The 14954-nt window shown below is 71.7% G+C and carries 6 protein-coding genes, 1 rRNA gene and 12 pseudogenes; 4 read left to right on the forward strand and 15 right to left on the reverse strand.

Annotated features, from left to right (window positions below; genetic code table 11):
* The 7 genes and pseudogenes from UG55_RS21935 to UG55_RS21950 all read right to left on the reverse strand — a co-directional run.
* A 16S ribosomal RNA gene (locus tag UG55_RS21935) occupies positions 1-106 on the reverse strand; the annotation flags it as partial.
* Between the two features lie 1025 nt (positions 107-1131).
* A complete protein-coding gene (locus UG55_RS41595) occupies positions 1132-1425 on the reverse strand; it encodes a hypothetical protein (protein ID WP_313954634.1) in 294 nt (97 codons plus the stop codon).
* 23 nt (positions 1426-1448) lie between these two features.
* Positions 1449-1680: pseudogene (locus UG55_RS41600) on the reverse strand (PadR family transcriptional regulator); the annotation flags it as partial.
* A 168-nt stretch (positions 1681-1848) separates the two neighbouring features.
* A pseudogene (locus UG55_RS41605) lies at positions 1849-2339 on the reverse strand (electron transfer flavoprotein subunit alpha/FixB family protein); the annotation flags it as partial.
* A gap of 1 nt (position 2340) precedes the next feature.
* Positions 2341-2392 (reverse strand): annotated as a pseudogene (locus UG55_RS41610) (hypothetical protein); the annotation flags it as partial.
* A gap of 1 nt (position 2393) precedes the next feature.
* Positions 2394-2776: pseudogene (locus tag UG55_RS41615) on the reverse strand (electron transfer flavoprotein subunit alpha/FixB family protein); the annotation flags it as partial.
* Between the two features lie 13 nt (positions 2777-2789).
* The coding region (locus UG55_RS21950) for an electron transfer flavoprotein subunit beta/FixA family protein (RefSeq protein WP_255360518.1) at positions 2790-3561 on the reverse strand (772 nt) is incomplete at its 5' end.
* A gap of 620 nt (positions 3562-4181) precedes the next feature.
* Here UG55_RS21950 and UG55_RS41620 point away from each other — a divergent pair.
* The 3 genes and pseudogenes from UG55_RS41620 to UG55_RS21960 all read left to right on the forward strand — a co-directional run.
* A pseudogene (locus UG55_RS41620) lies at positions 4182-4678 on the forward strand (transcriptional regulator); the annotation flags it as partial.
* Position 4679: 1 nt separating this feature from the next.
* Positions 4680-5610: pseudogene (locus UG55_RS41625) on the forward strand (transcriptional regulator); the annotation flags it as partial.
* 84 nt (positions 5611-5694) lie between these two features.
* Positions 5695-6834 (forward strand): endonuclease/exonuclease/phosphatase family protein, encoded by a 1140-nt coding sequence (locus UG55_RS21960; protein WP_396230971.1) that lies wholly within the window; start codon positions 5695-5697, stop codon positions 6832-6834.
* Positions 6835-6866: 32 nt separating this feature from the next.
* Here the strand turns inward: UG55_RS21960 and UG55_RS41630 are convergent.
* Positions 6867-7144 (reverse strand): enoyl-CoA hydratase/isomerase family protein (locus UG55_RS41630; RefSeq protein ID WP_242424931.1); only part of this gene is annotated, 278 nt, incomplete at its 5' end.
* A 1-nt stretch (position 7145) separates the two neighbouring features.
* Positions 7146-7643, reverse strand: a pseudogene (locus tag UG55_RS41635) (enoyl-CoA hydratase/isomerase family protein); the annotation flags it as partial.
* A gap of 246 nt (positions 7644-7889) precedes the next feature.
* Between UG55_RS41635 and glgX the strand changes: the two are divergent.
* Positions 7890-10103 carry a glycogen debranching protein GlgX gene (gene glgX, locus UG55_RS21970; RefSeq protein WP_066072504.1) on the forward strand — a complete coding sequence of 738 codons (2214 nt, stop codon included), beginning with the start codon at positions 7890-7892 and terminating at the stop codon, positions 10101-10103.
* Positions 10104-10179: 76 nt separating this feature from the next.
* Here glgX and UG55_RS41640 read toward each other — a convergent pair.
* The 6 genes and pseudogenes from UG55_RS41640 to UG55_RS41665 all read right to left on the reverse strand — a co-directional run.
* Positions 10180-10930 (reverse strand): annotated as a pseudogene (locus UG55_RS41640) (DUF3417 domain-containing protein); the annotation flags it as partial.
* A gap of 1 nt (position 10931) precedes the next feature.
* Positions 10932-11012, reverse strand: a pseudogene (locus tag UG55_RS41645) (hypothetical protein); the annotation flags it as partial.
* A gap of 1 nt (position 11013) precedes the next feature.
* Positions 11014-12397: pseudogene (gene glgP, locus UG55_RS41650) on the reverse strand (alpha-glucan family phosphorylase); the annotation flags it as partial.
* Position 12398: 1 nt separating this feature from the next.
* Positions 12399-12744: pseudogene (locus UG55_RS41655) on the reverse strand (DUF3417 domain-containing protein); the annotation flags it as partial.
* A 100-nt stretch (positions 12745-12844) separates the two neighbouring features.
* On the reverse strand, positions 12845-13906 hold a 1062-nt coding region (locus UG55_RS41660), incomplete at its 5' end, for an AMP-binding protein (RefSeq protein WP_242424932.1).
* 1 nt (position 13907) lies between these two features.
* Positions 13908-14872: pseudogene (locus UG55_RS41665) on the reverse strand (AMP-binding protein); the annotation flags it as partial.
* Positions 14873-14954 lie beyond the last annotated feature (82 nt).

The following is a 14954-nucleotide window of genomic DNA, read 5'->3' on the forward strand; positions in this document are numbered from 1 at the left end:
CGTGTTACTCACCCGTTCGCCGCTAGGAGCAAGCTCCTCGCTCGACTTGCATGTGTTAAGCACGCCGCCAGCGTTCGTCCTGAGCCAGGATCAAACTCTCCATCAATGCTTTGAAAGAGATGGCCGGGCCGCCAAGCCCAGCCGATCCTGACAAGACAGATCCTCGTAAGATCGTCTGTCATTGCCAAAGGAATTTCCCACCACAACCAGAAGCACTTAAGCCCTGGCCATGGACGGGGGTTTTAAAAAATGGCACTGACTATTCGGTACGCTGTTGAGTTCTCAAGGAGCAGATGCTACCGGAGTCTGCCTTTCGGTGTTTTCCGGTGCTTTTGCAGTTTACTCGGTGTTTCTCGCCAGTGTCAAATCGCTGTGTTTGCGATTTTTACTGGCTTTTGCCTCATCCGATTCGGCCTTTCGGGCCCCGGCTGTGGCGTCCCGGTTAAGTTACCGGGGTTTTTCGCTGGTGTCAAATCGCTGTTTCCGGCGATTCTTTCNCCTTCGCGATGCCTCATCCGATTCGGCTTTTCAGCCCCGGCTGTGGCGACTCGGTTAAGTTACCGAGGCTTTCGGGTTTGTGTCAAATCGCTCCGGCGCTGCCGGCGACTGCCACTCTTTCGTACCTTACCGCACTGTTTTCGGGCCGTTGCCTCGGGGGGTCTGTGCCCCCTCGGAGGATCCTGGGCCCGCCAACCACCGGTCCGTTTGGATCCGGTGAGGCGGTGAGATGGAACTATACACGAGCGATCCGAGGGGGNGGACAGGCCCCGCCGGACATGCATTCGTGGCCTACCGCCCCGCGGGCGGCGCACCCGTCCGCATCCGGCGGAGGCCGGTGAGTCGTCCGGTCCGGTTCGGCCGGCCACGGCAGGTGCGTCCGCAGTCCGCACGCGGTACATGCGTCCGGTGCATGCGCCGGGTTCGCACCCGACACCTGCATCGGGCTCCGACCATGTCTGTTCCCACCGCCGGCGGAACGCACACACCGGCGCACTCACGAATCGCTCCCGCCACCGAACCTCCGAACCGCGCCCGATCCCCCGAACCGCGCCCGATCCCCCGAACCGCGCGGGCTGCCGGGCCGTCCGATCGGCCGACCAGCGGACTGGCCGGGCAGCGGATCACCGCGGATCACAACCGCGTCCGCTCGGTCGCCATCTCCGGCCGGTCGGCCGCCCACCGAGCCCACCCGGCCAGTGCCTCGTACAGGCGGGCCCCGCCTTCGATCGCGACCCGCAACGATCTCTGCTGCGGCGTGTCGGAGTACTCGCCGTGGTCGGTGGCGTCGGCATAGGCCCGGTACCGCCCCGCGGCCGCCGCGAAGTAGTCGGCTTCGCGGCGCAGGTGGGCCTCCAACTCGGCCGGTTCCATGAGCCAGAAGAAGAACGAGCGCAGCAGGGACTGCAGCCGCGTGGTGTGGTCCACCTCGGACGGTTCGCCGAGCCACNGCCTGATCTCCGCCAGCCCGGGCTCCGTGATGCGGTAGGCCTTCCGGCCGCGCGGGCCCTCGCTGTCGATCTCGATCAGGCCGTCACCCGCAAGGCGGCTCAGTTCGCCGTAGATCTGCGGATGCCCGGCGGGCCAGACCGCACCGAGCACCTGCTCGAAGCGACGGGTGAGGTCGTAGCCGCTGGCCGGACCTTCGGCCAGCAAACCCAACAACCCGTGACGCAGTGACACTCCGACACCTCCCGCCGCCATCCCGCTACCAAGAGTAGCCGAGATGGCCCCGGCGAAACGCCGACGGCCGGGTGCGGCCCCTGGAGTCCAGGGTCCGCACCCGGCCGTCCTGCCGTGCCGAGTGACGGGAGGATCAACCCGCCTTGTGCTTCTCGATCTCCTCGGTCNGCTGCGGCACCACGTTGAACAGGTCGCCGACCATGCCGTAGTCGGCGAACTCGAAGATCGGGGCCTCGGGGTCCTTGTTGACGGCCACGATGGTCTTCGAGGTCTGCATGCCGGCCCGGTGCTGGATCGCGCCGGAGATGCCAACCGCGATGTAGAGCTGCGGTGACACGGTCTTGCCGGTCTGCCCGACCTGGTTCTGGTGCGGGTACCAGCCGGCGTCGGTGGCCGCGCGCGAGGCACCGACGGCCGCGCCGAGAGTGTCCGCGAGCTTCTCGACCAGGGCGAAGTGCTCGGCGGCACCGAGCCCGCGCCCACCGGAGACCACGACCTGGGCCTCGGTGAGGTCCGGGCGGCCGGACTTGGCCTCGACCACCCGGTCCACGATCTTCGCGCCCTTGGCGGCGTCGGAGATCGCGAGGTCCACCTGGCTCTCCACCGGGGTGGAGGGGGCAGCCTCGGGGGCGGTGGAGTTGGGCCGGACGACGACGATCNGGGTGCCCTTGGTGACCTTCGAGCTCACGATCGTCGCGCCGCCGAAGATGCCNTGGGTGGCCGTGAGGTCCGGGGTGAGCGCGGTGGCGTCCCAGATCAGGCCGGAGTTCGTCCGGGCGGCGGTGCGGGCCGCGATCTCACGCGAATCCGGCGTCGCGGCGGCGAGCACGGCGGCCGGGGAGGTGTCGGCGACCAGCTTCGCGAGGATCTCCGCCGCGGGGGCGGCCACGTAACCCGCGACATCGTCGGACTCGACCAGGTAGACCTTGGCGGCACCGTACTGCGCCAGGTAGTCCTTGGCCTTGGCGTAGGTGCCGGGCCCGCCCAGGAAGACCGCGGACGGCTCGCCCAGCGTGCGGGCCAGCGTCAGCAGTTCGGCCGTGACCTTCTTCGGCTCACCGTCGGTGTGCTCGACGAGAACAAGTACTTCAGCCATCGAACGACCTTCCTCAGATGAGCTTCTGCGCAGCGAGGAACGCCGCGACCTTCGCGCCGCCGTCGCCCTCGTCCTTGACGATGGTGCCGCTCTGGCGCGGCGGAGCCGGCTCGGCCTCGACGACCGTGGAGGCGGCGCCGGCGAGACCGACCGAACCCGCGTCCAGACCGGCGTCCGCCGCCGAAAGCTTGGTCAGCGGCTTCTTCTTCGCCGCCATGATGCCCTTGAACGAGGGGTAACGCGGCTGGTTGATCTTCTCGACCACACCGACGACCGCGGGAAGGGCGGCTTCGACCAGCGCGTAGCCGTTGTCGGCGAGCCGCTCGACCGAGACCTTGCCCGCGCCCGGGTCGACCGTGACCTTGCGCGCCTGCGTGAGCTGCGGGAGCCCGAGCCGCTCCGCGAGGAGGGCGCCCATGACGCCGCCCCGGGCGTCGGATGCCTCCGAGGAAGTGATGACCAGGTCGGGCGAGAGGGTCGAGATCACCTTCGCGAGCGCGGCGGAGGTCGCGAGCGCGTCGGAACCGTGCAGCGATTCGTCGCTGAGGTGGACCGCCTTGTCCGCACCCATCGACAGCGCCTTGCGGATCGTCTCGACGGCCTTCTCCGGACCCATCGTGACGACCGTCACCTCGCCGCCGTGGGCTTCCTTGATCTTCAGGGCCTCTTCGACCCCGTACTCGTCCATCTCGTTCATGACGTTGTCGACGCTCTTGCGGTCGACCGTCTTGTCCGAGGCGTCGAGCTTCTTCTCCGCCCAGGTATCGGGAACCTGCTTGACGGTANCCACGATGTTCACGCCTTGGGGCCTCCGTAGCCAGCAACTTCGATGTCGGTCCTCCCCGCATCGTCGCATCTGACGCGCTGACGTGCCCGATGATCCCGGCCGCGACGGTCGCCGCGAGCGAGCGGCCGGGTGGCGCTGATCACAACGGCCGGACGACGGCCGCGAACCTCATCCAACCGGAGTGCCTGCTGTCGGCCAATGGTTACCCGATCGGCGCCGTCGGGGTGATGTCCGCGGCACACCCGGCCCCGCCGGCCTGTGACCGGCCCCATAGGGCGGGCCCGGCGCGCCCGCGGCAGGTTCGGGCATCGATCTCTTTGGTAACGGAAAGCGCAAGGGTCCCGGGTCCCGCCATGCCCGTGCATTGTGGCCTACTAATGCACACCCNCTTCCTAGATGTGTGACCGATCGGCTACTTTCTGCCCTATGGGGTCGCCACCGACCTGGTATCGGCCCCTTCGGCCAGGCAGGCGCATACGGGGGACGCATGGTCACGGAAGAGCTCACGGTCACCGCACGCCCTACCGACACCCGGCGCACCGCGCAGCCGGGGCCCTCGACACTCCCCGCGATCAACACCGCGGTCCCACGGACCACCAAACAGTTCCCGGCTGACCNGTCGAGCACTGCGGGCGCACCCGGCACGGCGGGCACACCCGGCACGGCGGGCGCGGCGGACGTCCCGAACCTGTTCGCCCGGCTGCTCGCCGAGGCCGGGGTCTCGGACACCCGCTTCGCACGCCAGGTGAACAACCGGGCCCGAGCCCACCGGCGCGTCGAGCTCGGGCTCGCCCGCACCACCGTCGGCCACTGGCGACGCGGGATGAAGCCGCGCGACCCGATGGTCGCCGAACTGGCCGCCGCCGAGCTCTCCGCGCTGGTCGGCTACCCGGTCCCGCCGGCCGACCTGGGTTGGCGCGGCGAAGCCTACGAACGTGACGACCTGGGGCTGGCCGTCGCGGATCTCCCCGACGACACCCTGCGGACGCTGGCCGGACTTTCGGGACGAGACATGCGGCGACGTGACGTGCTGTACGACGGGGCGGTCTTCGCCGCGGCCGCCTTCGCGGACCCTGTGCTGTCCAGCCTCACCGGCGTCATCCAGCGGCTCACCANGGAGGCACCCGCCTCCCCCTCCGGCGGCACCATGATCCGGGACATGACGGCGACGTTCCGCCGGCTCGACGCCCGGTTCGGCAGCAGCGAGATCCGCCCGCAGGTCGTCACCTTCCTGCACGACCGCACCAGGGCCGCCGCCGACGGGCCCGCGGACGCCGACACCTTCAGCGCACTCGCCGAACTCGCCCAGTTCAGTGGCTGGCTCGCCCAGGACTGCAACCGGCAGGCGCTGGCGCAGCGCTACTACATCCAGGCGCTGACCCTCGCCGAACACGCTGACGACGTCATGATGGCCGGCCGGGTCCTCTCGGCGATGAGCGACCAGGCCGCCGCGCTGGGGCACCCCCGGCACAGCCTCGCGCTGGCCCGCGCCGCGATCGACCGCGCGGCCCGCCAGTCAGCGCCCCCCGTGCAGGCGATGCTGCAGGACAGGCTGGCGTGGGCGCTGGCCCGCAACGGCGACGAGGCCGGATGCCTGCGCGCGCTCGCCGAGATGGAGCGGGTGATCTCCCGGGAGCCCGGCGATGCTCCGTCCTGGGCCGGGCACTACAACTCCGGGGACGTCGCCGAGTGCCAGGGGCACTGCTTCCTGCTGCTGGGGAAGGCGACCATGGCCGAACAGCGGTTCCTGGAGGCCCGTGACCTGCAGGGCCCTGCCCGGGCGCGCAGCCGCGCCTATGCCGAGGCGGATCTCGCGCTGTCCTACCTCCGCCGCCCGCAGCCCGACCTGGAGGCCGCGCTGGAAGCGGGGTACAAGGCGGTCGAGCTCGCCGGTTCCGTCTCGTCGACCCGGATAGCCAACAAGCTCTCCGAGCTGGACGGCGCGGTCGCCGGCTTCTCCAGAACGGTCGCCGCGCGGGAGTGGCGCTCCCGGGTCTCCGCGGTGGTGGGCCGTGCTCCGGCGGAGCCGGTGGGCGCCTCGGCCTGATCCCCGGGGTCTGAGCTTCGGGATCTGGCCCCCAGCAAGCGGCCCGCCGCCGGGTGGGCCTCGGTGACCAGGCACGCTTGTCCGGTGAGTCTCGCAAAGGACCTCGGGCGGCGTCTTGGTCGCCGCGGTCCCACCGGCAACGATCTGCCCACCGGAAACGATCTGCCCACCGGCTGGGACCACGGCGGAATCGACAAGTCGGACGGAACCGGCGGGTCCGGCCGGATCGGTGGGTCCGGCTCCGCCGGCGGAAGCGCCGGCAGAGTGCGCCGGCTGATCGTCGCCGCGGCCTGGCTCGTCACGGCGGCACTCGCCGTCCTCGCCGTCGGCCGGCTCGTCCACCTGGACGACGCGCTGGTCTGGCCGTATTCGGCGATCAACGCCCTGACACCGTTGCTGTACCTGCCGGTGTACGCCGCCGTCACCGTCGGCTTCGCCCTGCGGCGCGGCCGCCTCATGATCCTGTGCGTCCTGGTGGCGGCGGCGCACCTGTTCTGGACGGTGCCCGAGCTGATCCCCGGCAGCCCCGAGGACGCCCCGCAGGGCTCGGCCCGCCTGCGGGTGATGACCGCGAACCTGCTCTACCACAACGCGGACGCCGGGCGGCTCGGGCGCCAGATTCGCGAGACGAGCCCAGATGTCCTCGTCCTGGTCGAGGTCTCGCCCCTGACCCTGGCGAAGGTGCAGGACTCGGGCGCGCTGGGCGCGTACCGCTACTCCGAGGTCCGCCCGCGTCCGGGCGCGTTCGGTGCCGCGGTGTTCTCCCGCTTCCCGCTCTCGGACGCGGCGGCACCCGAGGTCGGTGGGTCCATGTCGCTGCGGGCCACGGTCCGCGTCGACGAGCGCCGCTCGTTCGTCGTCTACGCGGTGCACACGATCTCGCCGACCTCCGGCGATTTCACCCGACGGTGGCGCGAACAGCTCGACACGCTCCGGGACGAGGTGCGGGCCGCCCGCCTGCCGGTCGTCCTGGCCGGGGACTTCAACGCCACCCGTGACCACCGGCCGCTGCGCGAACTGGTGTCGGCCGGCGTCCGCGACGCCCACGACGTGGTCGGCGCCGGTTGGACGCCCACCTGGAACGCCGACATGGTCGCCTTCCCACCGGTGCTGCGCATCGACCATGTGCTGACCTCGCCGGCGTTCGCGGTCACCGGCTACCGGGTCGGCTCCGCGTTCGGCAGTGATCACAAGCCGGTGGTCGTCGACCTCGCGATGCGCTGACCACGCGGCCGGGCTCCCGCGGCGCGGTCGGGCTAACGCCCGACGAAGTCGGCCTTGCCCGGCCCGCGCTCCAGGAACGAGTCCATGCCGAGCCGGCGGTCCTCGGTGCCGAACAGGCCGGTGAACAGCGCGGACTCCAACCGCAGCGCCTCGGAGAGCGCGAGCTCGGAGCCGTCGTCGATCGCCTGCTTCGCCGCCGCCAGGGCCAGCGCCGGCCCGGTGACGAACCGCCCGGCCATCCGGAGCGCCTCCGCGTACACCTCGCCCGCCGGCACCACCCGGTCGGCCAGCCCGATCGCCTCGGCCTCGGNGGCGCGCACCTGCCGACCGCTGAACACCAGGTCCTTGGCCCGCGCCGCACCGACCAGCCGCGGCAGGCGCTGCGTGCCGCCGGCGCCGGGGATCACGCCGAGCGTGATCTCGGGCAGGCCGACCTTGGCGTTGTCGGCGAACACCCGGAAGTCGGCGCACAGCGCGAGTTCCAGCCCGCCGCCGAGGGCGTAGCCGGTGACCGCGGCGATGACCGGTTTCGGGATCCGGGCGATCAGCTCGAAGGCCGCGGCCAGGTCCCGGACCCACGCCGCGATACCGGCGACGTCCAGGCCGGCCATTTCCTTGATGTCCGCGCCCGCGGCGAACACCTTCTCGCCGCCGAACAGGACGACGGCCCGGACGTCCTGCCGGGCGGTCGCCTCCAGCGCCGCGGCCCGCAGGTCGGCGGTGAGAGCGGCGCTGAGGGCGTTCATGGGTGGCCGGTCCAGCCTGATCGTCCCGACTCCCTGGGCGACCTCCAGCCGCACGAGCGACATCTGGAACCTCCGCATCACCGCGAGACCGTGAACCTCGCCGGCCCGACCGACCCTCGCCAACTCGATCTGCCAACCCCCGAACCCTGCCAACCCTAGTGCGACGGGCCGTCAGAGGCCGGGTGCGGAAAACCCCCGCGGGGATGCCCGCCGCAGCACGTCGCCGACCCAAAGTGATGCAGGTCACTTGCGACCGGCGCGGGAGGCGTTTTCGGGACCTGCCGGGCCCGCCGGGTTAGCGTCGAAGCCATGATCCGTCCCGGCGCGGCCCAGCCACTCGGCGTTCGCTGGGACGGGGCCGGGATCAATGTCGCCGTCGCTGCCCCGCGGGCCGAGGCGGTGGAGATCTGCCTGTTCGACACCCCGACCGGAGCCGGCGAGACCCGGCACCGGCTGCCCGAGCGGGACGGCGGCGTCTGGCACGGGTACCTGCCCGGCGTCCGGCCCGGGCAGCTCTACGGTCTGCGCGCGCACGGTCCGTACGCCCCGGACCGCGGCGCCCGCTACAACCCGGCGAAGCTGCTGCTGGACCCCTACGCACGTCAGGTGGCCGGCGGGCTGGTGCCGCATCCCGCCGTGTACGGGTATGCCGAGGGTGACCCCTACGGGCTGGCCCCCGACGACCGCGACTCCGCACCGTACGTACCCAAGGGCGTCGTCACCGGGCCGCCCGCCGGCCCCGACCCCACGGCGAACCGGCCGGCCACGCCCTGGGCCGACACCGTCGTCTACGAGCTGCATGTGCGCGGGTTCACCCGGCTGCACCCGGCGGTGCCCGCGGAGCTGCGCGGCACCTACGCCGGCCTGGCCCACCCGGCGGTCCTCGACCACCTGCGCGGTCTCGGCGTCACCGCCGTCGAGCTGCTGCCCGTGCACGCCCACGTCTCCGAGACGGCGCTGCTGGAGCAGGGCCTCACCAACTACTGGGGCTACAACACGCTGGCCTTCTTCGCCCCGCACCCGGGCTACGCGGCCACGGGCGACCCGGTCGGCGAGTTCCGTTCGATGGTGGCCGCGCTGCACGACGCGGGCATCGAGGTGCTGCTGGACGTCGTCTACAACCACACGGCCGAGGGCAACGAACGCGGCCCCACACTGAGCCTGCGCGGGCTGGACAACCGGGCGTACTACCGCCTTGAGCCCAACGACCCACGGCGGTACCGGGACGTGACCGGCTGCGGCAACACCGTCGACGCGACGTCCCCGTACGGGGTCCAGCTGATCTGCGACTCGCTGCGCCACTGGGTGTCCGAGATGGGGGTCGACGGGTTCCGCTTCGATCTCGCCACCGCGCTCGCCCGCGCGCCCGACGGCTACGACCCGGCGGCACCGCTGCTCACCGCGCTGCACGTCGACCCGCTGCTCAGCGCGGTCAAGCTCATCGCCGAGCCGTGGGACCTGGGGTGGGGCGGCTACCAGGTGGGGGCGTTCCCGGCGCCGTGGGCGGAGTGGAACGGCCGGTTCCGCGACACGCTGCGCGACATCTTCAGCGGGCGCACCGGCCGGGTCGCGGATCTCGGCTACCGGATCACCGGCTCCTCCGACCTGTACGAGCACGGCGGGCGCCGGCCCTGGGCCTCGGTCAACTTCGTCACCGCGCACGACGGGTTCCCGCTGGCGGACCTGGTCTCCTACCGGGAGAAGCACAACGAGGCCAACCTCGAGGGCAACCGGGACGGCGAGTCGGAGAACCGGTCGGCGAACTTCGGCGTGGAAGGCCCCACCGACGACCCGGAGATCCTCGCCGCCCGCCGGCGGGTCCGCCGCGCGCTGCTCGCCACGCTCCTGCTGTCGGCCGGGGTGCCCATGCTGCTCGCCGGCGACGAGCTGGGACGTTCGCAGCGGGGCAACAACAACGCCTACTGCCAGGACAACGCGGTCTCCTGGCTGGCCTGGCCGGACGGCACCGGCACCGATTCCGGGACCGGGACCGGGACCGGGACCGGGACCGGTGATGTTCCGGCGGCGGACCCGGCCGGCCCGGACCCCGCACTGATCACCCTCGTCAGCGGTCTCAACCAGCTGCGCCGGGAGTTCCCCGTCCTGCGCCGGGAGCGGTTCTTCCGCGGTGGCACGGCGGACGAACACGCGCTGCCCGACATCACCTGGTTCCGGGCGGACGGCGCCGTCATGTCACCGGCGGACTGGAACGCGCCGCAGGTGGCGATCCTGGTGGCACACCTGGCCGGAAGCGCGATCGAGTGGACCGACCCGGCCGGCGAGCCGGTCCGCGGGGGCAGCCTGCTGCTCGTGATCCGTCCGGATGCGGCGGAGGGCCCGGTCGTCCTGCCGGGCGCGCCGTGGTCGGCCGGTTACGAGCTCCTGCTGGACACCGCCGAGGACGATCTCGCCGGGTTCCCGGACACGATCGGCAAACCCCGGTGGACGGCGGCCGCCGGGGAGACGCTGCGGGTGCCCGGCCACTCCGTCCTGGTTCTGCGGGCGCTGCCCACCCAGCCCTGAACCGGCCCGCACCGGTCCCGGTTCCCGGTCGGGACCGGCGTCCGGCGTCCGGCGACCGGCGCGGGCCGGGGCGCGGTCAGGGGTTGGTGACCAGGCCGAGCTCGGCCGGGCTCGCGGTCAGCGGGTGCCGCGGCAGCACCCGCACGGTGTAGCCGAACGGCCCGGTCCGGCCGAGCGGGATCGTGCCTTCGAATCGGTGGCCGTGGCCGCCCTCGCCCTCGCCCACCTCGCTGAGCGAGAGCGTGCCCGGGGCGAGGATGCGGTCCGTCTCGTCCACCCGCCCGTAGGAGGCGATCACGTCGACGTCGTCGAGCTCGAGCCCGCCGAGGTCCACGGTCGCCCGGACGACCAGCGACTGGCCCACCTGGGGGGTGTCACCGAGCCCCGCGGAGTCGACGTTGAGGACCCGCACACCCGACCAGCCGTCCCGCACCCGCCGCTTCCAGGCGGCGAGGTCCCGGGCACCCGCCAGGTCCCGCTCCGCCACCCGGCGGGCGGACACCCCGGCGGGGACGTAGTAGCGCTCGACGTACTCCCGCACCATGCGGGTGGCGAGCACCTGCGGGCCCAGCGTCGACAGGGTGTGCCGGACCATCGCCGTCCACCGCGGCGGGTGCGCGGCCGGCACCGCCCGGTCGTAGAAGCGGTCGGTGACGGTGTTCTCCAGCAGGTCGTACAGGGCCGCCGACTCGATGTCGTCCCGCCGGTCGGGGTCCTCCACGCCGTCGGCGGTCGGGATCGCCCAGCCGTTGTGGCCGTCGAACATCTCGTCCCACCAGCCGTCCCGGATGGACAGGTTGAGGCAGCCGTTCAGCGCCGCCTTCATCNCGGACGTGCCGCAGGCCTCCAGCGGGCGCAGCGGGTTGTTCAGCCAGACGTCGCACCCGGCGTAGAGGAACCGGGCCATCCNGATGTCGTAGTCGGGCAGGAAGACGATCCGGTGCCGCACCGCCGGGTTGTCGGTGAACTGCACGATCTGCTGGACGAGCATCTTGCCGCCGTCGTCCGCCGGGTGTGCCTTGCCGGCGATGACCATCTGGACGGGGCGCTCGGCGTGCAGCAGCAGCCGCTTGAGGCGTTCGGAGTCCCGCAGCATCAGAGTCAGGCGCTTGTAGGACGGCACCCGGCGCGCGAAGCCGATCGTGAGCACGTCGGGATCGAACACCGACTCCACCCAGTCCAGCTCGCCGGGCGCGGCCCCGCGCTGGAGCCAGGAGGCGCGCACCCGCCGCCGGACCTCGGCGACGAGCTGCTCGCGCAGCTCCCGCCGGGTCGCCCAGATCGCCTCCTCGGACACCCGGTCGAACTGGGCGAACCCGGCGGCGTCCCCGCTGAGCAGGCCGGGGCCGGTCTGGCGGTCGGCGAGCTCCACGATGGACCGCGACACCCAGGTCGGTGCGTGCACGCCGTTGGTCACCGAGCCGATCGGCACCTCGCCGTGGTCGAACCCGGGCCACAGCGCGGCGAACATCTCCCGGCTGACGATGCCGTGCAGGCTGCTGACGCCGTTGGAGCGCTGGGCCAGCCGCAGGCCCATGTGGGCCATGTTGAACACGTTCGGGTCGGGTTCGGCGCCGAGCTCCAGCACCCGCTCGACGGGGACGCCGGGCCAGCTGTTGTCACCGCCGAAGTGGTGGGCCACCAGGTCCTTGGGGAACCGGTCGATGCCGGCCGGCACGGGTGTGTGCGTGGTGAACAGCGTGCCGGCGCGGGCCGCCTCCAGCGCCTCGTCGAAGCTCAGGCCGGTCTCCGTCAGCTCGCGGATGCGCTCCAGCCCGAGGAAGCCCGCGTGCCCCTCGTTGGTGTGGTAGACCTCCGGCGCGGGCGTGCCGGTGACCGCCGCGTAGGCGCGCAGCGCCCGGACGCCCCCGATGCCCAGCAGCATCTCCTGCAGCAGGCGATGGTCCGTCCCGCCGCCGTAGAGCCGGTCGGTCACACTGCGCTCGGCGGAGGAGTTGTCCTCGACGTCGGAGTCCAGCAGCAGCAGCGGCACCCGGCCGACCTGCGCCTTCCAGATCTGCGCGTGCAGCGTGCGGCCCTCGGGGAGTCCGACCGCGACCTTCACCGGGGAACCGTCGGCGTCGGTGAGCTGGGTGAGCGGCAGGCCGTGGGGGTCGATCCCGGGGTAGCGCTCCTGCTGCCAGCCGTCCCGCGACAGCGACTGGACGAAGTAGCCGGCCCGGTAGAGCAGGCCGACACCGATGATCGGCACCCCGAGGTCGCTGGCGGTCTTCAGGTGGTCCCCGGCCAGGATGCCGAGACCGCCGGAATACTGCGGAAGGACCTCGGTGATGNCGAACTCCGGCGAGAAGTAGGCGATCGCGCGCGGGGCGTCCGGGTTCGCCTGCTTCTGGTACCAGAGGTCGGTGGTCAGGTAGTCCTGCAGGTCCTCGGCGGCGTCGGAGAGCCGGCGGAGGAACTTCCGGTCAGCCGAGAGCGCCACGAGACGGTCGTGGTCGACCTCGCCGAGCAGGCGGACGGGATCGCCCTTGCAGGTCCGCCACAGCTCCGGATCGACGGACTCGAACAGGTCGAGCGTCTCCGGGTGCCACGACCAGCGAAGGTTCAGGACCAGCTCTCCCAGCGCAGCGAGCTGCTCGGGGAGCTGGGCACGGACAGTGAATCGGCGCAGCGCTCTCACGAAACGGGAAGCCTAAACACGGTGCATGAACTCGCCACACGCGGGTTGGGCGCGTCGCGGAAAGAGCCGTAACAACTTGCTCCCGACCCCCTCGGAACGGCTACTCGTCCGGGGCGGAGGCCACCTTTGCCGCCAGTGCCGACATCACGGCCGGATCCCGAAGTGTCGTGACGTCGCCGAGCTCCCGGCCTTCGGCGACGTCCCGCAGCAGCCGCCGCATGATCTTGCCGGAGCGGGTCTTGGGCAGGTCGTCGGCCCAGATCACGCGGCGGGGACGGGCCAGCTTGCCGATCCGGTGGGCGACGTGGTCACGAATCTCGTCGATCATCGCGTCGTCACCGACCCGCCCGCCGCGCAGCGTGACGAAGGCGACGATCGCCTGACCGGTGTCCTCGTCCGCCTGGGCGACCACGGCCGCCTCGGCGACCGCCTCGTGCGAGACGATCGCCGACTCGACCTCGGCGGTGGACAGCCGGTGCCCCGACACGTTGATCACGTCGTCGATCCGGCCGATGATCCAGTAGTACCCGTCGGCGTCGAGCCGGGCGGCGTCGCCGACCACGTAGGTCCGCGGCCCGAAGCGGGAGAAGTACGTCTGCACGAAACGTTCGTCGTCGCGGTAGAGCGTGCGCAGCATGGACGGCCACGGACTGGTGAGCACCAGGATGCCGGTGCCCTCGGTCACCGGCCGGCCGTCCTCGGACAGCAGCGCGGGCGTGATCCCGGGCAGCGGTCTCGTCGCCGAGCCGGGCTTGGTCGCCGTGACACCCGGGAGCGGGGAGATCATGATCGAGCCGGTCTCGGTCTGCCACCAGGTGTCGACGATCGGGCAGCGCCCGCCGCCGATCACCTGGTGGTACCACAGCCACGCCTTCGGGTTGATCGGCTCGCCCACCGAACCGAGAATCCGCAGGGATGACAGGTCGTGCCGCGCCGGGTACTGCGCGCCCCACTTGATGCACGCCCGGATCGCCGTCGGCGCGGTGTAGAAGACGGTCACCCGGTACTCGGCGATCAGCCGCCACCAGATGTCGTAGTCGGGATAGTCCGGCGCACCCTCGTACATCACGCTCGTCACGCCGTTGGAGAGCGGTCCGTACACGATGTAGGAGTGGCCGGTGATCCAGCCGACGTCGGCGGAGCACCAGTAGACATCGCTGCCNGGATCGAGATCGAAGACCGCGCGATGGGTGTACGTGGCGCCGAGCAGGTACCCGCCGGTGGTGTGCAGGATGCCCTTCGGCTTCGCCGTCGACCCCGAGCTGTAGAGGATGAACAGCGGGTGCTCGGCGGAGACCGGCAGCGGCGGGCACTCCGCCTCGGCCGCCGCCAGCAGCTCGTGGTACCAGACATCACGCCCCGGAGTCATCGGGGTCTCGGCCCCGCCGACGGGACCGGTCGAGCGGACGACCACGACATGCCCCAGCGTCGGCAGGTCGCCCATCTCCTCGTCCACGCCCGCCTTCACCGCGGCCGTGCGCCCCTTGCGGCGCGCGCCGTCCACGGTGATCAGCACCTTGGCCTCGGAGACCTCCATCCGCTCCCGCACCGCGGAGGCCGCGAACCCGCCGAAGACCACGTTGTGGACCGCGCCGATGCGCGCGCAGGCGAGCATCGCCACCGCGACCTCGGGGATCATCGGCAGATAGATGCCGACCACGTCGCCGGGGGCCACACCCAGCGAGCGCAGCCCGTTGGCCAGCCGCTGCGTCTCGGCGAGCAGCTCGGCGTAGGTGACGTCCCGGCGCTCGCCCTCCTCGCCGCGCCAGTGGTACGCCACCCGCTCCCCCAGGCCGGCGGCGACATGCCGGTCCAGGCAGTTCGCGGAGACGTTGAGCTCGCCGTCGTCGAACCACCGGTAGAACGGCGGGTTCGTGTCGTCGAGCACCCGGGTGAACGGCTTGTCCCAGGTCAGCAGGTCACGTGCCTTACCCGCCCAGAACTGCAGCGGGTCGGCGGCGGCCGCTGCCGCGTCGGCGTCCTCCGGCTGGCGCGGGACGAAGCCGGCCGGCGGCTCGAAGCGCTCGACGGTCAGCAGCCGTTCCAGCTCCGCCGCCAGGCCGGCGCCGTCCGCCCCGCCCCCGCCACCTGCAGCCGCACCTGTCACGGTCACGCGTTCCTCCCACATCGGCCCACGTCGGCGAAGGCCCCGACAGCGCGATCACCCCGGTTTCACCGGTGTATCACGGAAGCCCGTCGGCTCCCAGAGC

This window comes from Frankia sp. EI5c (assembly GCF_001636565.1).
In the GTDB taxonomy this organism is placed as follows: domain Bacteria; phylum Actinomycetota; class Actinomycetes; order Frankiales; family Frankiaceae; genus Parafrankia.